This window comes from Haloplanus sp. XH21, assembly GCF_023276355.1.
In the GTDB taxonomy this organism is placed as follows: domain Archaea; phylum Halobacteriota; class Halobacteria; order Halobacteriales; family Haloferacaceae; genus Haloplanus; species Haloplanus halobius.
In genome coordinates this window covers 1,439,992-1,461,000 of record NZ_JALLPL010000001.1, presented here as the reverse complement: position 1 = coordinate 1,461,000, position 21,009 = coordinate 1,439,992, and the positions used below count along the sequence as shown (strand labels likewise).

Below are 21,009 nucleotides of genomic sequence, written 5' to 3'. Positions count from 1 at the left end.
AGCGATTTAACCCGCCGGCGAGGACAGAGACGGGTATGCGTGAGCAGGTCGCCGCCGCCCTGGGTATCGCCGGCTGTCTCGCCGTCGTGGTCGTCCTCGGCCTCCCGTACGCGCTCTTCCCGGCCTGGGGCGCGGAACTCGGGCAGTATTACGCCGCGGGACCGCTCGGTGTCGGTGCCGCCCTCTTTTTCGTCCTCGTCGACATCGTCGTCTTCCTGGCGGGAACCCGTGGCCGCGCCGATCCGACGACTGCGGCCGGAATCGCGCTTACCCTCGGCGTCGTCGCACTCCTCGTCACGCTGTCGTGGGCGCTGTCGGCGTCGCTCGATCCGCTCTTTGGCTTCCCGGCGTCCTGGATCACCGACCACCGCTGGATCGTCGTCGCCCTCACGGCCGTCGTCCCCGTCGCGGCCGGGCTCTACACCCGTGCAGTGCTCGAATCCGGAGCCTGATCGCCCGCCGTGACGGACTGGGAGTCGAAAGGCCCTTAAGAGGTAGCGGCATAGGAGTGAGTGGACTAGGTCGGGCAGTTAGGCCCTGCTCCGCCGCCCGCAATATGGTCTTTAGCGGGGACCGAACTCGGGGGCGTCCGGTCAGACCGGTTCGGGCCTCGGGAGCCAACGTGGAAGCCTCGTCCTTCGGGGACAGCGGTCCGCGGCGTGCGTCTGCAGGGACGCTCCGCCGCGGTTCGTCGGTGATACCGGGTCAGGCGCGGAAGCGAGCAGCCCATCACCGGACGCCCGTCGCTCGACGGATCGCGGGGTGGAGGAGGCGACCGAGACTCCCCGGGCCGGAACGCCGGGCAATCCCGCCGTCCACATTCATACCGTTCTCATCGCCGAGTTGCGACGGTCGTTAGTCACCGCTCGGCACGCCGCTCGCCGTCAACGACGGTGGCTAGCCTTGCCGCATCGACAAGTATAAATATAGTGGTAGTCGTTAGCATGGGTAGAGGAAACACACCATGCAACAGGAAGACTTCGTACTACTCCGAAACGAGTGCAGCGATGGAAACGAACGCGCCTGCCACACGCTCGAACGGCTGTGCGAGAACGGCCGAGAAGACGCCTGCCGCTACGTCCTGAAGTAACGTCCTCGTTTTCCGGGATCCGCGGGTGAGAAGCGACGCGTATCGCGACTGAATACCGTCGCGTGCCGAGAACGAAAGCCGTCCGGGGAGGGACGGCGCGGTGGTATGGGGCTGGTCGTGGCGGTCGCGCCGGACTGGGGTGCTCCGGCCACCACCGCCACTGAGGGGAGACGGGATGAGTCGGCGGAAGGGTTCTCACCTCACGCGTGTCGGTACGCGAGAGACCGACGCTGGCGTTGTGTTCTCCGCCGGCACTCGAAGCTACGAGAGCGACGGATATAATACAGCGGCCTATCCCGCGGATTCCGAGGGGCACATCCCGCGTTCCCGACGATCACCCGTTTTCCGGTCACGGTCCCCCGAGAACGCCATCCATCTCTCGCCGACACCTAATCATGTAGGCGAATCGGCCGGGGATATACGGGGACAGGCACACACACGGTGGAACTTGTCCTAACTCTGTAGGACGGTTGCTGATTCGGTGCGTTGTGTTACACGATAGTAGAGCCGGTCGCACGGTTGCGCCCGGTGACATCAACTATGCTCGAACGTAGGAACGCGTCCAGCCGCTCGACTGGTGCCGGGGACTCGACCGCACGCACGAGTCTCCCGACGCCCAGTCGACGCTCCGAATCGTATCGCTTCGTGGCGAGCCATCGGCCGCCGACCACGCCCCACTCCAAGCACTCGCGATCGGCCAGGGGAGTGTGGACATGACCGACGGCGACCGCGTGCGGGCGGTGCTGCTCGCCGCGATGATGATGTCGTCCGTCGCCGTCGGGACGGTCGCGCTCTCGGCGCCGGCGGCGGCGACGAATCACGTCGAAGTCGGCGACGGGTCGGCGGAGCCGTCCCAGGTCTCGCCGGGTTCCACGGAGAACAATCAGCTCGTTCACGTCGACGTGTACAACGTGAGCGCCGACGGCAACACAGACTGGTTCTACGTCACGTTCCCGGACGAACTGGCACCGAATTTGTCGGTGAACCAGGCGAGTGTCAACATCTCCGCCGGCATCACCAGTAGTGCCAATCTTGTGGACGGACCGGACAACGACAGCGTCGACGACACGGTCAGATTCGCGACATCACCGGATGGTGGCGGCGACGTTGACGTATACGCCACCGTCGACGTCGCCATCGACTCCTATCCCAACACGGAGACGAGCTACGCCATTAACGCCACGGTCAACGACAGTAGCCACGGATCGGACAGCCGAGTCGGCGTGGCGACCATCGTCGCCGGTACCCCGCCCTCGATCACCGATTACCAGGTGACGAACCCCTCCGGAAAGCAGATAAACGTCTCGTTCAACTCCAGCGAGCAACTGACCAACATCACCGCCGATGTCACCGACACGAGCGGAACCACAGTCGCGACGCTCACCGAGACGGACTTCACGGAGACCGACCAGGGGAGTGTCTGGCACTACAACGCGACGTACACCGCCAGCCAGGACGACGACTACACCGTCACGCTCACCGAGGCGACGGACAGTAACGGTATCGACGGGTCGAGCGGCGAGAGCGGGACCGTCTCGATCACGACGGCCTCGGTGTCCGTCCTCGGTGGCACCGCCGACCCCGCCCAGGTGGCCGCCGGCAACACCGTCGACAACCAGAAGGTGTACGTCGATGTCGCCAACGTCAGCGCCGACGGCGACACCGACACCTTCTACGTCGAGTTCCCGGACACCCTCGCGAATGGGCTCTCGCCCAACTACGCGACCGCCAACGACACGAGCATCACCTCGAGCGTCCAGCTCGTCGACGGCTACGATACGGACGGCGTCGACGACACGCTCAAGTTCTCGACCAGCGCGGATGGCGGCGGGACGATTCCGCTGAACGTCTCGGTTGACACCGCCGTTGATTACCCCGACACGCAGACCAGCTACGACATCGACTTCCGCGTCGAGGACAGCGACGGTGACGCCGCCAACCAGTCCGGCGTGGCGACGATCACCGCCGGATCGAGTCCGACCATCTCCAACTACTCGGTGTCAAATCCCGCAGACCGGAATATCGACATCGCGTTCGATTCCAGCGACGAACTGGCGACGATCACGGTTGATGTCACCGACGGCGACGGAAACACGGCCGCGACCCTCACGGAGAGTGACTTCGCCGAATCCAGCCAGGGCAGTAACTGGACGTACGACGCGACCTACACCGCGAGCCACGGTGGGAGCTTCACCGCAACCCTCACCGAGGCCAAGAACACGAGCGGCATCGACGGCGCCCGCGACCAGAGCGGGACCGTCAGCCTCCCCGTCCATCCGCTGTCGGTTCTCGACGGGAGCGCTGAACCCGCCCAGGTGAGTCCGGGCAACACCGTCAACAACCAGAAGGTGTACGTGAACATCGCCAACGTCAGTGCCGACGGCGACACCGACACCTTCTACGTCGAGTTCCCGAACGAGCTCGCCTCGGGGCTCTCGCCCAACTACGCGACCGCCAACGACACGAGCATCACCTCGAGCGTCCAGCTCGTCGACGGCTACGACGGTGACGGCGTCGACGATACGCTCACCTTTGCGACCAGCGCGACGGGCGGCGGCGCCATCCCGCTGAACGTCTCGGTCGACACCGCCGTCGACTACCCTGATACCGACGCGACCTACGGCATCGACATCCGCGTCGACGATAGCTGCCCGTGTCACGGAGCGGTGACTCGGAGCGACGTCGTCACCATCCAGGCCGAAAGCAGTAGTGACGGCGGTGACGGCGGCGGTTACGATGGCGGCGGCAGTGACGACTGGTACGACCGCGACGACGACTTCCTGGACGACGAAACCGACACCGCGGAGGCAAGTAGTGACTCGATGGCAGCGGTCGACCTGACCGCCGATGGGCTCGATATCGACGTGACCCTCACGTCCGATACGCAACTCGACGCGTTCACGGCCGATGTCTCCGGTCCCGTCGAAACCGAACTCACTCGGGACGACTTCACTCACCGACGGACTGCGGCCGGAGCCCACGTCTACACGGCCGACGTGGCGAGCGGCGAACCCGGTGAGTACGAAGTTACTCTCGGTCAAGCGACCGAGGGCACCAGCGCGTCTACACCCATCGCCGATACGCTCACCGTGGAACGACTGCGAACGGACGCGGCCGCCGACGCAGTCACCGGGTCGCCGTGGGCCGGCGCCGGTTCCAGCACGCACACGTTCACCGTGCCGGTCGGGGCGGACTCCGACCTCGCCGGTGAGACGCTCGACGGCGTCGTGATCGGTTACAGCGACGCCTTCCAGTCGGACGGGGGGAGCGTCACATCCGTCAGCGACGATCAGAACGTCGTCACCCTGCAAGTCATCTCGGCCGACGGCACCGCCAAGTCGTCGCTGGGCGGGACTGACGCCGTCTCGGTCAACGTCGACGACGGCGCCGTGCAGCTCGACCTCTCCGACGTGGACAGCGCGCGCAAGCCGACGCTCGCGAGCGGTGACCGGGTGATCGTTCGGATTCAACCGGTGACCAATCCCGACACGGCGGGTCGCTACGAGACGGGCGTCACGCTCCACACGGCGACGGGCCACACCGGTGGCGTGACCACGAACGTCGCCATCCGGGCCCAGTCGGCCGTCACCGCCATCGGCACTGCGTTCGTCCAGCCCGGTGACGGGGCCGCATCCGTCGAACTCGCCGGATCCGACGCCCTCGACGCCGTCACCATCGACTCCAGCGAGAGCGCGACCGGCAGCGTTCGCGTGACGGTTCCCGAGGAGTCGGCCGCCGTCGCCGACGCGCCGGGATCGGTCGTCAGTCCGCTGCGTATCACCCGACCCGATCCGATCGCGGACTCGCAGGCGACGGTTCGACTCACGCTCTCCGCCGACGCCGTCGATGCCAGCGGGGAACGCCTCACGCTCGCTCGCTACGACGCGAACGCGGAACAGTGGCAGCGACTCGACACTACCGTGGGCAGCCAATCCGACAATACGGTGACGCTGGAGGCCACCACGCCGCGAACGTCGCTGTTCGCGGTCACCGCCGTCGGCGACGCGGACGCGACGGCAACGGCGACCGGCACCGAGACGCCGGCCGAGGGGACCGCACCCGGTTTCGGACTCCTCACGGCTCTCATCGCCCTGCTCGGGGCTGCACTGCTCGGCGTCCGTCGCCGCGTCGACTAACGCCCCACTCTTCTTTTCGCGCTCAGCGATCGATATCGGCCGTTGGCGGACGCGAGCGCTTGTGCTGTGACCGCTCGTGCATCGTGACGAACCGATCGATCATCTCGCGGTCGTAGGCCGTCTCCGCGGCGATGCGCTCCGGGGCGTGGTCGCGTTCGAGGAGCCGCTTCAGGATGTCGTCGATGGTGTCGTAGGTCGCACCGAGTTCGCCCTCGTCGGTCTGTCCCTTCCAGAGTTCGGCCGTGGGTGTCTTCTCGACGAACCGCTCGTCGACATCGAGATGACGGGCGACGTCGGCAACTTCCGTCTTGTAGAGTTCGCCCATCGGCGCCACGTCGACGGCGCCGTCGCCGTATTTCGTGAAGTAGCCGAGCGAGTGTTCGCTCTTGTTCGCCGCACCCAGGACGAGCCCCGCACACTGGTTGGCAAACAGGTATTCGAACACCATCCGGGTGCGGGCGCGGACGTTGCCGAGGGCGACGGTCTCCGGGGCGAACCCTGCGCTCGCCCGAACGGCGTCGACCGTCGGGGCGATGTCCAGTTCGATCACGGGAACATCTCGGGTCACACACGCCTGACGCGCGTCGCGCATGTGCCGGTCGGCACTCGGGTCGCCCGGCATGACGAGGCCCATAACGCGGTCGGCGCCCACGGCGTCGACCGCCAGCGCCAGTGCGACCGTCGAATCGAGGCCGCCGCTCACGCCGAGGACGTACCCCTCGGCACCGGCCTGGGTGAGATACGACGCCAGGAAGTCGGACATCGTCTCGACGGCGGCAGCGACGTCGATATCGGCCATACGCCGTGTTCGTGGCGCTGACTGACAAAGGTACGGGCCGTGATTAGGCGCGTGTTTTTCACGCCCACGGTTGGCATTGGCAGGGAAAATGCAGAAAAACGAGTGCATGCATCTGCACCGCCTGCTCGTGCTCGTTCTCGAACACGCCTACGAGCAGAACGACGTGCCGCGGTCGGCGTTCGAGCGCTACCGCGACCGGCACGTGAAGCCGTCGTCCGCCCACCGGTCGAAGCAGCACCACGCCGAAGCAGTGGCGGAGCTGGCGTCGACGCTCGCGGAGACAGTCGACGCCGGCACGGAGCAGTCCACGCCACGCGTCGTGGAGTGATCAGAGCACACCGCGCTCCTCGAACGTCAGTTCGAGGCGGTTCAACGACGGGACGGAGAGGTCGGCCTGCGCGTCGACCACGGGGACCGGATCGATTCCGACGCCGAGCCCTGCGGCCTGCAACATCGGGAGATCACGCCGGTCGTCGCCGACGGCGACGGTGTCGGCCATGGCGTACCCCGCGCCGGTCGCCAGTTCGTCGAGGGCGTCCGCTTTGCTCCGCCCGACGAGCGGCCCCTCGATGTCGCCCGTGAAGGCGCCGTTCTCGGCCGGAAGGTCGTTCGCGATCACGGTGTCGACATCCAACTCGGCCGGATCCAGACAGTACCGGACGGCCAACTCCGGCGCGTCGGTGACGATGGCGACGTGGTGGTTCGCCGCGTGGAGCCGGGAGAGCAGCGACGAGGCTTCAGGCCTGATCTGGAGGCGTTCGAACACGTCCTCGGCCTCCGAAAAGGGCATCCCGCTGAGGTGGTCCGTGGCCGATCGAATCCCCGTTTCGGGGTCGAGATCGCCGTTCCATAGCCGTTCGAGTACTGCAGCCATCTCGTCGCCAGTGCCGTGCTGTTCAGCGAGTCTGACGAAGGGGTCGGATTCGGCGATCCCTCCCTCGAAGTCGAAGGCTACGAGCATCCGCTGGAGAATTACGCCGTCGCGCCATAGTGAGGGGGCCAAGGCTCTTCGGTCGGTGAGCGACCCCGAACGGCCCGAGAAGCGGTCGGCGTCGATACGTCGTTGCGAACGGCCGAAACGACAGCGAGGGCGGGTTACCAGGGCGTCGCTTTCGCGTCGACGAGTTCGAACAGGTCGTCGTAGTCGTCAGGGAGTTGCGCTCGGACCTGTGCTAGCTCCCCACCTTGGACGCAGTCGGCGACGAGCGCCGCAATCGCCTGCGCGTAGTAGTTGGCGTCCGACTCGTCGATCTCGGCTCGCTCCGCGATCCGCTCGATGAACACCTGGTAGGAGAACTGCTCGCCGCCCTCGACTTTGGTGAGGTGGCGACCGATCTCACGGGGGAGCTGTGACGCGAGGTCGGACGCCTCGCCCTCACCGATCCGTTGGCCGAGCGTTTCGAGGACGATGCGCGCCGCACGGGCCGCATCGCCTTCCGTCGCTAGTTCGAGGCGGTGCTGGACTTCGCCAAGGAACGCGTCGTATTTCATCCGTTGAGCCTCCATGGTGTGCGAGTCGCCCAGATGGCGACCATCGCCACTCTCAACGTCCGCTCACGAACGGATATAGGAGGGGCCAACGTGCTTCGATGACGGCGCGGACTCAGAGTCCGAAGGGGTACAGCTCCGGGACCCGTTCTCGCTCCGGATGGCGTTCGATCGGATGGAGCGCGTTCGACTGCTCGAAGTGAACGAAGGCATCGTAGCGGTCGGGGAGGACCGTCGGGACGTAGTTGCCCGACTCGCGGGCCGGATGGTAGACGACGCCGATGGCGCGGTGTCCCCGCGGGTCGTCGAGGGCGCTCCCCTCGGGGAGGTCGTCGCTGTACAGCAGCGCGTTGTCCGCGGTGGCGGCGTGAAACACGTGTTCGTAACTGTCTCGCTGGGCCTCCGGCACGGTCATGGTCTGCAGTGGGTCGCCCCAGGCGTCGCTGGCGATGACCGACCCGCGCCGCGAGCCGAAGCCGACGGTGTACGTCTCACCGATCGATCGGTCCTCGCGGGCGAGTTGGCCGATATTGATCCGGCCGTGCCGGGGCATGTCCGTCGCCCGCGCGTCGCCGACGTGGGTGTTGTGCGCCCAGACGATGCCTTTGGCGTCCGAGCCGTGGTGATCGAACAGGCGAGAGAGGGTCTGCATCATATGTCGGTCGCGGACGTTCCAGGAGTCGTCGTCGCCGCCGAACATGGCTCGGTAGTACGCCTCCGCGTTGGCGGCCACGAGCGCGTTCTGCTCGGCGGCGAACCGGTCGTCCGGCATCTCCTCGGGGTACGCCTCCGTCCGCTCCCGGAGGTCTTCGAGCACCTCGATCACCTCGTCCCGGCAGGAGTCGGGGACGAACTGGACGGCCTGGGCGTACTCCCGGGCGTCCTCACCGTAGGGTTCGAAACAGCGGTAGGCATCGCGGGCGTCGGCCGCCGCCTCGGGGTCGACCGTTTCCAGGTAGTCGATGACCGCCTGGAGCGACTCGTAGAGGCCGTAGACGTCGAGGCCGTAGAAGCCCGCCCGGTCGCCCATCTCCCGATCTTGGTTCAGCTCGTGGAGCCAGGACAGGAAGCCGTCGACCTCCCAGTTGGCCCACATCCACGTCGGCCAGCGGTCGAAGGCGGTCAGCGCTCCGTACGCGGTCGGATGGGCGTCGGGGAAGTCCTTGACGTACCGGTTGATGCCGTAACAACTGGTCCAGTCGCCCTCGACGGCCACGAACGAGAAGTCGTGGTCGCGGAGGAGGCGCGCGGTGAGGTGGGCGCGCCAGCGGTAGTAGTCGGAGGTACCGTGCGAGGCCTCGCCGATCAGGACGCAGTCGGCGTCCGACAGTCGGTCGACGAGGCCGCCGAGGTCTCCCGGGCCGTCGACGGCGTGGCCGTAGCGGTTCACGGCGTCGACGGCGGGAGCGATCTCGGCCCCGCTCTGAAACACCCCGCGGGGTTCGAGTTCCGCCATGCTCACTCACCGTCGTTTTCGAGCGCACCGACCGCCTCCACGTCCCGCGCCAACTGTTCGATCGAACGCTGATCGTTGTACTCGCCCATCCCACCCTCCTCGCCGGTGAGCTGGTTAATGACCGCCTCCCGCGCCTCCGCGGGCGTCTCGTATCGCCGGGCGGTGAGACGGTCGAAGACGCTCCCCAGCGACTCCGTCTCGTTGGGGAGGTCCATCATGTGGTCGGCGTAGTCCGCGGCGAGTTCCTCCCGCCGCACCGGGAACTTGTGTTCCGCCTCGGCGATGCACTCCGTCTCTTCGAGGATGGACTCCACGTGTTCGGAGAGTTCGTGTTGGCGCCTCTCGTCCGGGTCCGGGTCGCGGTCGTCGGAGTCGTTGCCCATGCTGGCATAGCTCGCTGTATCGGTGAAAAATACGGACCCTACGTGTTTGCGCGGGACCGAGCGGCCGCCCGAACCAGCGAATGAGGGGAGGATTTTTTCTCCGCGCAGGCGCACCTTCCGGCGATGAAAAACGAGGACGTCGCGCAACTCCTCTTCGAAATCGCCGATCTCCTGGAGATGCAGGACGTCGAGTACAAACCGCGGGCCTACCGGCAGGCCGCTCGCAACGTCCAGTCGCTCTCGGCGGACATCGAAGCGATCCACGAGCGCGGTGAACTCGACGACATCGACGGCGTCGGCGAGTCCATCGCGAGCAAGATCGCCGAGTATCTCGAAACCGGCGAACTCGACTACCTGCAGCAGCTTCGGGGTGATCTCGACCTCGATATCGAGGCACTGACCGCGGTCCGGGGCGTCGGCCCCAAGACGGCGCGGACCCTCTACCGCGAGGCCGGAATCACTGATCTAGAAGACCTCGAACAGGCCGCGCGCGAGGGCAGAATCGGCGAAATAGAGGGGTTCGGCGCGCAGACGGAGGCGAACATCCTCGACCACATCGAGCGCGCGAAGCGCGGGCAGGAGCGGACGCTCATCGGGCGGGCGTTCTCGCGGGCGGAGGAACTCCACGATCGCCTCGACGACGCCGAGGCGTTCGACCGCGTGCAGATCGTCGGCTCCTTTCGACGACGACGGCCCACCGTCGGCGACATCGACATCCTCGCCACGGCGAGCGACGCGGAAGCGGCGATGGAGACGTTCTGTGGGTTCGAAGACGTCGCCGAGGTGCGTTCTCGCGGCGAGACGAAGTCCTCGATCACCGTCCCACCCGACGACTTGCAGGTCGACCTCCGCGTCGTCGAGGACCGGTCCTGGGGCGCCGCCCTCGTCTACTTCACGGGGTCGAAAGATCACAACATCACCCTCCGGGACCGGGCGCTGGACCGCGACTGGAAGCTCAACGAGTACGGCCTGTTCGACGTGAGCGACGTGAAGGACGAGGGCGGCAAGCGCGCGGGCGAGGTCCTCGCCAGCGAGACGGAGGAAGCGGTGTACGACGCGCTGGGTTTGGCGTGGATCCCGCCGGAACTCCGCGAGGACACCGGCGAGGTGGCTGCCGCCGCCGAGGGTCGGCTCCCGGCGTTGGTCGAAACCGACGAGCTTCGCGGCGACCTGCAGGTCCACACCGACTACAGCGACGGCTCACACACCGTCCGCGAGATGGCCCAGGCCGCCGACGACCGCGGACTGGAGTACGTCGTCATCACGGATCACGGCCCGGAGACGGTCGCGGGCGGCGTCGACGGCGACGCGCTCGCGGACCAGCAGGCGGACATCGCCGCCGTCAACGACGACGACGCCATCGACGTGACCGTGCTTCACGGCGTCGAGGCCAACGTGACGGCCGACGGTCTCGACATCGACGACGACTGGCTAGAGCGCCTCGACCTCGTCGTCGCCGGGGTGCATACGCCGCCCGACGACCCGACCGACCGCCTGGTCGAGGCGGTCGAGTCGGCACCGATCGACGTCCTGGCGCATCCGACGAACCGCCTCCTGATGGAGCGCGGCGGGATCGATTACGACCTCGACCGGGTCGTCGACGCCGCCGCGGCCAACGATGTTGCGCTGGAGATCAACGCCCAACCCGAACGGCTGGATCTGGACTGGCGCGCGGTCAAGCGCCACCGCGACGCCGTCGACTTCGTCGTCTCGACCGACGCTCACGCCACCGAGGAACTGGATTACCTGCATCTCGGCGTCGCCCAGGCCCGCCGGGGCTGGTGTGAGGCGAGCGATGTGTTGAACACCGAGCCGCTCGATACACTCCCCATCGATGGTTGAGCGACCGGCCGACAACCCCTACGTCACGGCTCCGGACCTCGAGTTCGAGGAGCCGTCGGCACTCTCGGAAGACGAGGTCCGCGAACAGGTCGAACGCCTGCGCGAGGCCGTCAACTACCACGACTACCGCTACTACGTCGAGAGCGATCCGGTCATCTCCGACCGCGCCTACGACATCCTCTTCGACCGCCTCGAAACGCTGGAAGCGGCGTTCGACCTGCACGACCCCAACTCGCCGACCCAGCGGGTCGGGGGCGAACCCCTGGATGAGCTAGAGACGGTCGAACACGTCACCGAGATGCTCAGCCTCGACTCCGCCGAAGAGGCGGCCGACGTACGCGAGTTCGACGAGCGGGTGCGCGAGGTGGTCGGCGACGTGGCGTACGCGCTCGAACCCAAATTCGACGGCTTCTCGGTCGAAGTCGTCTACGAGGACGGCGAGTTCGACCGTGCGGTCACCCGGGGCGACGGCGAGGTGGGCGAGGACGTCTCGCGGAACGTGCGCACGATCCGATCGATCCCGCTGACGCTCGGCAACGGTCCCGACCTGCTCGTGGTCAGAGGCGAGATATACATGCCGCGCTCGGGGTTTCAGGACTGCAACGAGCGCCGCATCCAACGCGGGGAGGACCCCTTCGCCAATCCCCGCAACGCCGCCGCCGGGACCGTCCGCCTGCTGGATCCGAACACGGTCGCGGACCGGCCGCTCGACGCCTACTTCTACGACATCATGGAGACGTCGGCGCCGGTCGAGAGCCAGCGGGACGCGTTCGACCGCATGGAGTCGATCGGTCTCCCCGTCAACGAGTACAACCGCGTAGTGGACGACATCGAGGCGGCCATCGACTACCGCGAGGAGATGCTGGAGCGCCGGGCCGACCTCGAATACGAAATCGACGGCGTCGTCGTGAAGGTGAACGACTACGCGAAACGCGAGCAACTAGGGACGACGGCCACGCATCCGCGCTGGGCGTTCGCGTACAAGTTCCCGCCCAAGACGGGCGAGACGGTCGTCCGCCGGATCGTCGTCCAGGTGGGGCGGACGGGGAAACTCACCCCCGTTGCCCTGCTCGATCCGGTCGACGTGAAGGGCGTGACCATCACGCGAGCAACGCTACACAACGAGCGCCAGGCCCAACAGCTCGGCGTCGGCGCCGGCGCCCGCGTGGAGATCGAACGCGCGGGCGACGTCATCCCGCAGGTGGGCGAGGTGCTCGAACCCGGCGAGAGCGTCTTCGAGATGCCGGACACCTGTCCGGCGTGTGGCGGGTCGGTCGTCCAGGAGGGGCCGAACCACTACTGTACGAACGTGTCGTGTCCGGCCCAACTCCGGCGGAGCCTCGAACATTTCTGCTCGAAGAGCGCGATGGACATCGAGGGCGTCGGCGAGGAGGTCGCCGAACTGCTGGTCGAGGAGGGACTGGTCGATTCGGTGGCCGACCTCTACGCGCTCGAGCAGGACGAACTGGCGTCGCTCGAGGGGTTCGGCGACCGGTCGGCTCGGAAACTCATCGACGAGATCGAGGCGAGCAAGGACGTCGACCTGGCGAGTTTCCTCCATGCGCTCGGAATCCGCCACGTGGGCAAGGAGCGCGCGCGCCGCCTCGCCGACGCGTTCGACCTCGATGCCCTTCGAGACGCCGACCGCGACGCCCTGCGATCCGTCGCGGACATCGGCCCCGAAGTCGCCGAGAGCATCCGCTCGTTTTTCGACAACGAACGCAACCAGACCGAAATCGACCGTCTGCTCGAAGCGGGCGTCAGCCCGACCCGTACCGGCGTCAGCGACGAACTCGACGGCCTCACGCTCGCCATCACGGGATCCATCGAGGGCTACACCCGCGAGGAACTGACCGACCTGCTGGAACGCCACGGCGCGACGGTCACGTCGTCGGTCAGCGGGCGAACTGACTTCTTAGTCGTCGGGGAGACCCCCGGAACCACCAAACGCGAGTCGGCGGCCGAACACGGCGTCGAACGGATCGACGCCGAGGCGTTCCGCGACCGGATCCTCGACCGCATCGAAGACAATTAGGGCGCGGTGACTCCACACCGTCGCCGAAACGTGACGCCATGCGCGTGCTCATCATGGGGGCGGCCGGCCGCGACTTTCACGACTTCAACACGGTGTTTCGGGGACGGGCGGACGTCGATGTCGTCGCGTTCACCCGCGCGCCGGGACAGAATCTGGGCGAGACGGCGGATTCGACCGACCGCCGGTATCCGCCCTCGCTCGCCGGCGAAGGGTATCCGGACGGCATCCCGATCGAACCCGAGGCGTCGCTGGAACGGCTGATCGACGCCCACGACGTCGACCAAGTGGTGTTCTCGTACTCCGACGTTTCGCACGCACACGTCATGCACGCCGCGTCGCGTGCGCTCGCCGCCGGCGCGGATTTCCGCCTCGTCGGCCCCGACGAAATGATGCTCGACCTCGACGTGCCGGTCCTGGCCGTCGACGCGGTGCGGACCGGGTGTGGTAAGTCGGCGGTGACCCGGGCGTTCGCCAACGCGCTCGACGACCGGGACGTGACGGTCCGCATCGTGCGGGAGCCGATGCCGTATGGCGACCTCGAAGCCCAGCGCGTCTGCCGATTCGAAGACGAATCCGATCTCGACGCCGCGGCGACCATCGAGGAACGCGAGGAGTACGAGATGCACGTTCGAGACGGGCACGTCGTCTTCGCGGGCGTCGATTACCGTGACGTGGGCGACGCCGCCGTCGCGGAGGCCGACCTGCTCCTCTGGGACGGCGGCAACAACGAACTCCCCTTCTTTCGGCCGGACGTGCACGTCGTCCTCGCGGATCCGCTGCGGGCGGGCGACGAACGCCGCTACCATCCGGGCGAGGCGAACCTCCGTCTCGCCGACTGCGTGTGCATCACCAAGGAGGACAGCGCAGACGCCGACGCCATCGACACCGTCGTCGACAACGTGACCGACCTGAACCCCGACGCCAACGTCGTCCACGCGGATTCGGTCGTCACCGTCGACCATCCGGACCGCGTGCGGGGCGCCCGCGTCCTCGCCGTCGAGGACGGTCCGACGCTGACTCACGGCGACGCGGCGTACGGCGCGGGCGTGGTCGCCGCCGAGCGCTTCGGCGCGGCCGAACTCGTCGACCCCCGCGGCGCGGCCGTCGGACGCATCAGCGAGGTGTTCGAGGAGCAGCCGCATCTCGGGCGCTGTCTCCCGGCGATGGGGTACAGCGACCAGCAGATTCGGGACCTCGAAGCGACGATTCGCGCGGTGGACTGTGATCTCGTCCTCGCGGGGACGCCCCACGACCTGTCGCGACAGGTCGATGTCGGCGTGCCGATCGAACCGGTCCGGTACCGAGTCGACCCCTACGACACCTCGTTCGACGCGCTGCTCGACCGCTACGCGGACGCGCTCGACCTCTAGGGAGTACCGTAACTGTTGATAGATTCGCGCCGGATCGTCCCGGTGCGAATCTATCGTGACGTTCGATGATCCCTACTAGCGAATCTGCGTGCCCGCGTCGCCCGCGAGCGCCGCGTCGACCGATTCGGGCGTCGTGATGATCGCGCGCTCGCCGCCTTCCGCCACGAACCGGGCACAGGCGTCGACTTTCGGCCGCATCGATCCGGTTCCGAACTCGCCGCGGTCCAGATACTCCCGGAGCGTCGCCGGATCGGCGTCCTCGATGGGTCGCTGCTCGTCGGTGCCGTAGTCGAGATACGCGTACGGAACATCGGTCAGAAAGACGAGTTCGCGGGCGTCGAGGCGTCGGCCCAGAAGCGCGCTGGTGTGGTCCTTGTCGATGACGGCCTCCCGGCCCTCGAGGCCGTCGTCGGTTTCGACGATGGGCACACCGCCCCCGCCGCCACAGATCACGGACTGGCCGCGGTCGACGAGGGATTCGATGGCGTCGGCCTCGACGATCCGTTGCGGTCGTGGCGAGGGGACGACGCGCCGGTGCGCGTTGCCACCCTCGACGGGCGCCGTCTCGAAGGGTTTGCGCTCGGCTTCCGCGGCGGTGTAGCGCGGACCCACCGGTTTCGACGGCGACTCGAAGGCGGGGTCGTCGGCGTCGACGACGGCCTGGGTCGTGACCGGAAGCGCCGTCTCGTTCCACTGCGAGTCGAGGACGCGCGCCAGCAGATAGCCGAGGTGACCCTGCGTCTCCGCGACGAGAACGTCGAGGGGATGGGCGGGCGTGTCGGCGGCCGCCTGTTCGAGCAGTCGGTTTCCGACCTGGGGGCCGTTGCCGTGCGTCCAGACGACGGTCCGGTCGGCCGACTGGAGGGGGCCGAGCCGGCGGACCGTCCGTCGGATCGTCGCCGGTTGTGACGCGTGATCCGCGTCCTCACCCTCGAGCAAACAGTGGCCGCCGAGGGCGAGGACGGTCCGCTCGGCCACGGTTAGCGCCTGTTGGCGTGGGCTTCGCGCACGTCCCCGCCGTCGCGAATCTTGTCCGGACAGTGGGGACAGACTCGCGGTTTCTCGGTGTCTCGCGGCGTGAACACGCGCGCGTAGCGTTCCGTGACGAACGACTCACAGTTCTGGCACTTCACCATCGGAGGGTCACCTCAGTTCGGCGATCCATACACCACGCTGCGAGAGCGAGGGTTATAGTGGGAGTTCCTACATGGGTAGGGACCCCGTGGCCTCTACTCCGTCTCCTCCAAGTAGACTTCGACCAGTTTCCGCTCGGCTTCCCGGAGGTGTTCGTGGAACGTCGGCGGCGCCAGGCCCAGTCCCTCGGCCACCTCTTCGGCGGTACTGTCACGGGGCCAGTCGAAATAGCCCGCGTTGAACGCGGCGCTGATGACCGTGTCCTGGCGTTCGGTGAGCTTCTCCGCGAGCGAACCGCGGAACCCCTCGACGGACTGATACGATCGGTCGGTGTTGCGCTTGCTCACGAGGTCGACGTCGTCGAACTCGTCCTGGATCGCTTTCAGCACGCTCCGGAGGTTGACGTCGGGGGCGAACTCGAGGCGGACGTACCCCTCGCCGCCGTCGACGAAGAACTTCGTGATACTCCCGCTGGTTTCCGAGAGCGTCAGCGCGATGGAGGCGTCGTGGAGGGTGCATTCGAGGAGGCAGTCCGCGCCCCGGTCGTCGATGACGCGACAATCGTCGACGCCGTCCGACTCGACGAGGCGTGGCGTCACTTCGCTGGCCGACCGGCCGGCCACGGTGAGATAGCAGGTGATGCCCCCGTCGGAACTCAGGTGGATGCCGTCGAGGTCGATGCGGCAGTCGTACTCGGCCGACAGGTCGACGAACACGTCGGATCGGGCGGTGATCTGGAGTTCCAGTTCGACGACGGTGTCGGTGTCGACCAGCTGTCGCGTCTGGATCGAGTCGATGGCGTTGCCGAGCGTGGTGCCGACATCGTGGAGGGTCGACCGGTAGCGGTCGCTCAGCGGCATGGGCTCGCTCGACCAGGCCACCATCGCACCCCGGATCGTCTGGCGGTAGTTGATGGGGATCACGACGGCGGTCTGGGGCGTCCAGTCGGTGCCGAGGGCCGCCTGTAACCGATCGATCGGTCGGTCGGACGCTGCGTCCAGGTCCACGACACGGATGTCCTCGGTGTCGATGGCCTCCCGTATCGCGCCGCCCTCGGGACACGTCACCGGGTCGATGTCGGCGTCGGATCGGCCGCTGACCGCGTTCGGGAGGAACTCGTCATATGTTTCGACGTACTCCCCGACGATGGCCAGGTCGTACGGCGTGTTCTCGACGAACCGATCGCAGATTTCGCGGCTGAGTTCCACTTCAGTGCTGACATCGACGACGGTCTGGTTGACCGAGCGGATCAACTCGTTGAGCGTCTTGAGCTGTTCCAGTTCCGCCGCCTCTTCCTGGACCGTCTGGTCGGTGCCGGCGGCCTCGATCTCCTCTTTGAGTCGCTCGACGTCGCTCGATTCGATCGAGCCGTCGTTCTCGTGGCCCTCGATGGTCTCGGCCGTGGACTGCAAGGCGAGATACTCCTGAGTGTCCTCGCCCATCTGCTCGCGGAGCTGGAGCTCCTCGACGACGCCGCTGAGTTCGGACTTGGTGACCGGCTTCACCAGATACTCGTCGAAGGGGAGGTCGAGGATCGTCTGCTCGGGCTTGACTGCCGTCAGCATCGACACCTGGCAGTCGACATCCTGCTCGCGAATTCGTTCGAGTACTTCGTCGCCCGGCATGTTCGGCATCCGCCGGTCGAGCAGGACGATGTCGATGTCGTCATCGATCGTTTCAAGCGCCTCCTCCCCACTGTACGCGATGTGTACGTCGTGGTCGTCTCGTAACCAGAGCGCGTACGTGTCCGCGACGTCTTCGTCGTCGTCGACGATCAGCACGGACGGTTGTCCGGTCCTGGTTTCGACGTCACCCCCGACCTGTGGTTTGTTGTTCATCGTGGCATCCTCTCGGCAGTATATCACCCACTTCCGAGTCACACTCTATAAGGTTTCTCCCGTCGACCGAGAGTGGTTTTTCTGGTCGACCTCCCCACCGTTCCGAACCGCGAGGCAGTCGCCGTCCACCTAATCTCGTAGGGTACCGTTACATCCAGTGAGACGGCGAAGCGTCATCCGTCGTGATCACTCTTACACCCCGTGTCCGGTCTGAGACGCCAGCGCGGAACCGGCGGCTCGCGCCGCCGAACCATCCCGCCCACGTGCATTCCCACCGATGACGGACACCGTGACGGTGTTGATCGTCGAGGATGAGACGGACCTCGCCGATACGTACGCCATCTGGCTGGAACAGGAGGAGTACGAGGTCTGGACGGCCTACAGCGGCGACGAGGCCCTCAGCAAACTCGAGCCAGCCATCGACGTGATCCTCCTCGACCGGCGGATGCCGAACATCCCGGGCGATGTCGTCCTGAAGAAAGCCCGCGAACGGGAAGGGGCCTACCAGATATCCATGCTGACGGCGGTCGAACCCAACGCCGACATCTTCGACCTCCCCTTCGACGAGTACCTCACCAAACCCGTCACCCGGACGGAGGTGCTCGACGCGGTCGAGCGGCTGGTGGTCCGCGACTCGATCGAAGACGACCTCAACGAACTGTTCCAGTTGGCGTCGAAACACAGCACGCTCGCAACCCAGTCGAACGACGATATCGAACGGACACAGCGAAAGATCCAGGAGGAGATTCAGGACCAGCACGAGACGATCCAGTCGAAGATCCAGCGGCTCGACGACCCCGAGGACTACTTCTCGGTGATCGAAGAGCCGCCGGCGACTTACGACAGCCACGACGCCCCCTGATCGTGCCGCCCTCGAATCGGTAACACCCCGTGCGATTAGGGCCGTTATTTATACGATGGCAGTTGCAGCCATCCGTACACTTTGAGTCACCACGACCGGCGACGGTATCTCTCCGCGGCGGCCGTGTCCACGCTCGGCCTCTGTACGCTGGCCATCCCTCTCTGGGACATGTGGGACGACGTGAGTGACCTCTCCTGGAGCCTCGTCACCACCCTGATCGAGAACAGCCCCATGTTGCTCCTCTCGATCGGATTGATGGGTGCGGGGTACTGGCTCGTCATCTGTGACGCAGACACGGAGTACGTCACGACCGTCGCGAAGTGGAACGTCGGCGTCGTCGCCGTCGTGGGACTCCTCTATGCGTGGGTGATCCTCCTGCAACTCTGGGCGATGCACAGCCTCAAACCGTGGGTGCTGGCGCTGGACGGCGTGTTGTTCAGCGGCGTCGTCGCGCTCGGGGTTGGCATCTACAACGCCGAAGGAGAACAGTATCAGTTGGAGCTCGAACGCCGAGAGGAGATCCACCGCTCGCTCACCGAGGACGTCCTCGATACGTCCGACGTCGCGATGTTCGTCGTCAACGACGACGGGCGCGTCGCCTGGGCGAACCGCGCCGTCGACACGTATTTCGGCATCGATCCCACCACCATCCGCGGCCGCGATGTCGACGCTCTGATCGCGGACGACATCGCCGCGACGCTCGACGACCCGGAGACGTTCGAGACTCACGTCACGTCGCTCTACGGCACCGACGACACCGACCGTCTGGAGTGTCGCGTGCCGCCCACCGACGGCGGCCCCGACACGGCGCAGTGGCTCGAACACCGCTCTCAGTCCATCGAAACCGGCCGCTACGAGGGCGGACGCATCGAGTACTTCACCAACATCACCGAACAGAAGCAGGCCCAAGAGCGTCTCGCCGCGCGTGAACGGACGCTCCGGGAGATGTACGACGTCATCTCCGCGGAGTCGACGCCGCTCGAGGAGAAGGTCGGCGCCGTCATCGACATCTGTCGGGACTTGCTCGGCGTCGACTACGGCGCCTTCGCGCGGATCGACCCGGACGACGACGCGTACCACGTCGAGGCCATCCAGACGGACGACGCCGATATCGGCGCGGGCGACACCATTCCGTACTCCGAGACGTGGTGCCGGCGGATGATCGCCGAAGGCGAAACCATCCAGTTCGAGACCGGGTCCGCCGGGCCGGACGACGAGTTCGAGCGCTACGTCGGCACGCCGATACAGGAGGACGACAGTCTCTACGGCGCGCTCTGTTTCCTGGCTCGCGAGGACGCCACGTTCAGCGACTGGCAGTTGACGATGGTCGAACTGATCGGCGACTGGATCGGCTACGAACTCCAGCGCACCTCCCTGCAGGAAGAACTCAGACGACGGGTGGCAGACCGGGAGGCGAAACTCGCCTCGTTCGTCGACGCCGTCGACGAGTACGCCATCTTCCGGGTCGACGACACCCACCGGATCACCTCGTGGAACCGGGGCGCCGAGGCGATCACCGGCTACGAACGGGCGGAGATTCTCGACGAACGGCTCGACGTGTTCGTCGACACGGAGTCCGAGTCGCCGACGCAACTGTTCGAGCGCGCGGCCGAACAGGGGCAAGTCACGTACCAGGGGTGGTGGGAGCGCCGCGACGGCCGGACCTTCTGGGCGGACGTGACCATCTCGGCACAGACCATCGGCGACGGCGACACCGAGTTCGTCGTCATCGTCCGCGACACCACCGACGAACGGGAGTACGAACGCACCATCGAAACCGAGCGCGAGCGCCTCGAGTTCCTGAATCGCGTGCTCAGACACAACCTGCTGAACAGCCTCAACGTGGTCCGGGGACGCATCGCCCTCGTCGACGACAACGAGCCGGACGACATCGCCTTCGACGACCACGTCAACACCGCGCGAAGCCGCGTCGAGGGGATGATCGACCACATCGAGCGGATGCGGACCTTCACCGACGCCATCATCGACGACGAGGACCACGAACTCCGGCCGATGGCGCTCGACGACGTGATCGAGAGCAAGACCGAGATGCTCGCCGAAACCCACGACTCGGCGACGATTCAGACCGTCCTCCCCGACGACGGCCCGAGCGTGCTCGCCGATCCGTTGCTCGGTGCGGTGATCGAGAACGTCGTCGCGAACGCCCTGATCCACAACGACAGCGACGCCCCGCGGGTCGACATCTCCGTCAGCGACGCGACGGTCGAGGTCGCCGCCGACGAATCCGGGGCGATTCTGGGACGGGCAGACGACAGCCAACCATCGGCACACGCGGAGGTCATCAGCCACCCGGCGATCACCGTCCACGTCGCCGACAACGGCCCCGGCATCCCGGACGACGAGAAATCGGCCGTCCTGGAGAAAGGCATTTCCCGGCTGAGCGAACCCGGGAACGGCTTCGGGCTCTTCCTCGTCAAGGAGATGATGGACACCTACCTCGGCGACATCGACATCCGAGACAACGATCCGTCGGGCACCGTCGTCGACCTGACCTTCCTCACGGCCACGACGGAGGACGGAGACGACGCGTCGATCCGGGTGCTGGCCCGGTGACG

At 66.5% G+C, this 21,009-nt stretch carries 17 protein-coding genes and 1 other RNA gene; 10 read left to right on the top strand and 8 right to left on the bottom strand.

Annotated features, from left to right (window positions below):
- The first annotated feature begins 35 nt into the window (after positions 1-35).
- The 4 genes from MXB53_RS07500 (at position 36) to MXB53_RS07490 (ending at position 5,226) form a co-directional block, all read left to right on the top strand.
- Positions 36-452 (top strand): DUF7548 family protein, encoded by a 417-nt coding sequence (locus MXB53_RS07500; RefSeq protein WP_248896763.1) that lies wholly within the window; start codon positions 36-38, stop codon positions 450-452.
- A 58-nt stretch (positions 453-510) separates the two neighbouring features.
- Positions 511-821: signal recognition particle sRNA (gene ffs, locus MXB53_RS07495), an RNA gene on the top strand.
- Positions 822-964: 143 nt separating this feature from the next.
- Positions 965-1,090, top strand: a complete 126-nt coding sequence (locus MXB53_RS15640; RefSeq protein WP_283102245.1) for a hypothetical protein — start codon at positions 965-967, stop codon at positions 1,088-1,090.
- Between the two features lie 713 nt (positions 1,091-1,803).
- Positions 1,804-5,226 (top strand): beta strand repeat-containing protein, encoded by a 3,423-nt coding sequence (locus MXB53_RS07490; RefSeq protein WP_248896762.1) that lies wholly within the window; start codon positions 1,804-1,806, stop codon positions 5,224-5,226.
- 22 nt (positions 5,227-5,248) lie between these two features.
- Here the strand turns inward: MXB53_RS07490 and MXB53_RS07485 are convergent, their stop codons facing one another.
- Positions 5,249-6,025, bottom strand: coding sequence for an NAD+ synthase (locus MXB53_RS07485; RefSeq protein WP_248896761.1), 777 nt, complete (start codon positions 6,023-6,025; stop codon positions 5,249-5,251).
- A gap of 88 nt (positions 6,026-6,113) precedes the next feature.
- Between MXB53_RS07485 and MXB53_RS07480 the strand changes: the two genes are divergently transcribed.
- Entirely contained in the window at positions 6,114-6,353 is a 240-nt protein-coding gene (locus MXB53_RS07480) for a UPF0058 family protein (RefSeq protein ID WP_248896760.1), read from the top strand.
- Here MXB53_RS07480 and MXB53_RS07475 read toward each other — a convergent pair whose 3' ends face one another.
- The 4 genes from MXB53_RS07475 to MXB53_RS07460 form a co-directional block, all read right to left on the bottom strand.
- Positions 6,354-6,986 (bottom strand): HAD family hydrolase, encoded by a 633-nt coding sequence (locus tag MXB53_RS07475; protein ID WP_248896759.1) that lies wholly within the window; start codon positions 6,984-6,986, stop codon positions 6,354-6,356. It lies immediately after the preceding gene.
- A gap of 134 nt (positions 6,987-7,120) precedes the next feature.
- The gene (locus tag MXB53_RS07470; protein WP_248896758.1) at positions 7,121-7,531 is read right to left on the bottom strand and encodes a DUF2267 domain-containing protein; all 411 of its coding nucleotides are present in this window, start codon (positions 7,529-7,531) and stop codon (positions 7,121-7,123) included.
- Between the two features lie 97 nt (positions 7,532-7,628).
- Positions 7,629-8,969, bottom strand: coding sequence for an erythromycin esterase family protein (locus MXB53_RS07465; RefSeq protein WP_248896757.1), 1,341 nt, complete (start codon positions 8,967-8,969; stop codon positions 7,629-7,631).
- 2 nt (positions 8,970-8,971) lie between these two features.
- Positions 8,972-9,352 carry a DUF5789 family protein gene (locus MXB53_RS07460; protein WP_248896756.1) on the bottom strand — a complete coding sequence of 127 codons (381 nt, stop codon included), beginning with the start codon at positions 9,350-9,352 and terminating at the stop codon, positions 8,972-8,974.
- Positions 9,353-9,475: 123 nt separating this feature from the next.
- On the opposite strand from MXB53_RS07460, the gene MXB53_RS07455 reads away from it, so the two are divergent.
- From MXB53_RS07455 to MXB53_RS07445, 3 genes are read left to right on the top strand one after another with little or no spacing between them, the layout of a single operon-like run.
- Entirely contained in the window at positions 9,476-11,194 is a 1,719-nt protein-coding gene (locus MXB53_RS07455) for a DNA polymerase/3'-5' exonuclease PolX (protein WP_248896755.1), read from the top strand.
- Positions 11,187-13,229: an NAD-dependent DNA ligase LigA gene (gene ligA / locus MXB53_RS07450; protein WP_248896754.1), complete on the top strand. Its 2,043-nt coding sequence runs from the start codon at positions 11,187-11,189 to the stop codon at positions 13,227-13,229. Before MXB53_RS07455 ends, ligA begins: the two co-directional genes overlap by 8 nt.
- A 38-nt stretch (positions 13,230-13,267) precedes the next feature.
- The gene (locus tag MXB53_RS07445; protein ID WP_248896753.1) at positions 13,268-14,599 is read left to right on the top strand and encodes a hypothetical protein; all 1,332 of its coding nucleotides are present in this window, start codon (positions 13,268-13,270) and stop codon (positions 14,597-14,599) included.
- A 75-nt stretch (positions 14,600-14,674) separates the two neighbouring features.
- Here the strand turns inward: MXB53_RS07445 and MXB53_RS07440 are convergent, their stop codons facing one another.
- From MXB53_RS07440 to MXB53_RS07430, 3 genes are all read right to left on the bottom strand, one after another.
- Positions 14,675-15,577, bottom strand: coding sequence for a carbamate kinase (locus tag MXB53_RS07440; RefSeq protein WP_248896752.1), 903 nt, complete (start codon positions 15,575-15,577; stop codon positions 14,675-14,677).
- Positions 15,578-15,579: 2 nt separating this feature from the next.
- Complete coding sequence (locus MXB53_RS07435) at positions 15,580-15,735, bottom strand: DUF7563 family protein (protein ID WP_248896751.1); 156 nt, start codon at positions 15,733-15,735, stop codon at positions 15,580-15,582.
- A 93-nt stretch (positions 15,736-15,828) separates the two neighbouring features.
- Complete coding sequence (locus MXB53_RS07430) at positions 15,829-17,571, bottom strand: bacterio-opsin activator domain-containing protein (protein ID WP_248896750.1); 1,743 nt, start codon at positions 17,569-17,571, stop codon at positions 15,829-15,831.
- 277 nt (positions 17,572-17,848) lie between these two features.
- Between MXB53_RS07430 and MXB53_RS07425 the strand changes: the two genes are divergently transcribed.
- Both MXB53_RS07425 and MXB53_RS07420 read left to right on the top strand, forming a co-directional pair.
- On the top strand, positions 17,849-18,433 hold the full coding sequence (locus MXB53_RS07425; protein WP_248896749.1) for a response regulator transcription factor: 585 nt from the start codon (positions 17,849-17,851) through the stop codon (positions 18,431-18,433).
- Positions 18,434-18,514: 81 nt separating this feature from the next.
- The gene (locus MXB53_RS07420) at positions 18,515-21,007 is read left to right on the top strand and encodes a PAS domain S-box protein (RefSeq protein WP_248896748.1); all 2,493 of its coding nucleotides are present in this window, start codon (positions 18,515-18,517) and stop codon (positions 21,005-21,007) included.
- Positions 21,008-21,009 lie beyond the last annotated feature (2 nt).

Coding starts and splice junctions, on each gene's coding strand:
- MXB53_RS07500 (WP_248896763.1), top strand. CDS start 36: ATGCGTGAGCAGGTCGCCGCCGCCCTGGGTATCGCCGGCTGTCTCGCC.
- MXB53_RS07490 (WP_248896762.1), top strand. CDS start 1,804: ATGACCGACGGCGACCGCGTGCGGGCGGTGCTGCTCGCCGCGATGATG.
- MXB53_RS07435 (WP_248896751.1), bottom strand. CDS start 15,735: ATGGTGAAGTGCCAGAACTGTGAGTCGTTCGTCACGGAACGCTACGCG.
- MXB53_RS15640 (WP_283102245.1), top strand. CDS start 965: ATGCAACAGGAAGACTTCGTACTACTCCGAAACGAGTGCAGCGATGGA.
- MXB53_RS07425 (WP_248896749.1), top strand. CDS start 17,849: ATGACGGACACCGTGACGGTGTTGATCGTCGAGGATGAGACGGACCTC.
- MXB53_RS07475 (WP_248896759.1), bottom strand. CDS start 6,986: ATGCTCGTAGCCTTCGACTTCGAGGGAGGGATCGCCGAATCCGACCCC.
- MXB53_RS07465 (WP_248896757.1), bottom strand. CDS start 8,969: ATGGCGGAACTCGAACCCCGCGGGGTGTTTCAGAGCGGGGCCGAGATC.
- MXB53_RS07470 (WP_248896758.1), bottom strand. CDS start 7,531: ATGGAGGCTCAACGGATGAAATACGACGCGTTCCTTGGCGAAGTCCAG.
- ligA (WP_248896754.1), top strand. CDS start 11,187: ATGGTTGAGCGACCGGCCGACAACCCCTACGTCACGGCTCCGGACCTC.
- MXB53_RS07485 (WP_248896761.1), bottom strand. CDS start 6,025: ATGGCCGATATCGACGTCGCTGCCGCCGTCGAGACGATGTCCGACTTC.
- MXB53_RS07455 (WP_248896755.1), top strand. CDS start 9,476: ATGAAAAACGAGGACGTCGCGCAACTCCTCTTCGAAATCGCCGATCTC.
- MXB53_RS07480 (WP_248896760.1), top strand. CDS start 6,114: ATGCAGAAAAACGAGTGCATGCATCTGCACCGCCTGCTCGTGCTCGTT.
- MXB53_RS07460 (WP_248896756.1), bottom strand. CDS start 9,352: ATGGGCAACGACTCCGACGACCGCGACCCGGACCCGGACGAGAGGCGC.
- MXB53_RS07430 (WP_248896750.1), bottom strand. CDS start 17,571: ATGAACAACAAACCACAGGTCGGGGGTGACGTCGAAACCAGGACCGGA.
- MXB53_RS07445 (WP_248896753.1), top strand. CDS start 13,268: ATGCGCGTGCTCATCATGGGGGCGGCCGGCCGCGACTTTCACGACTTC.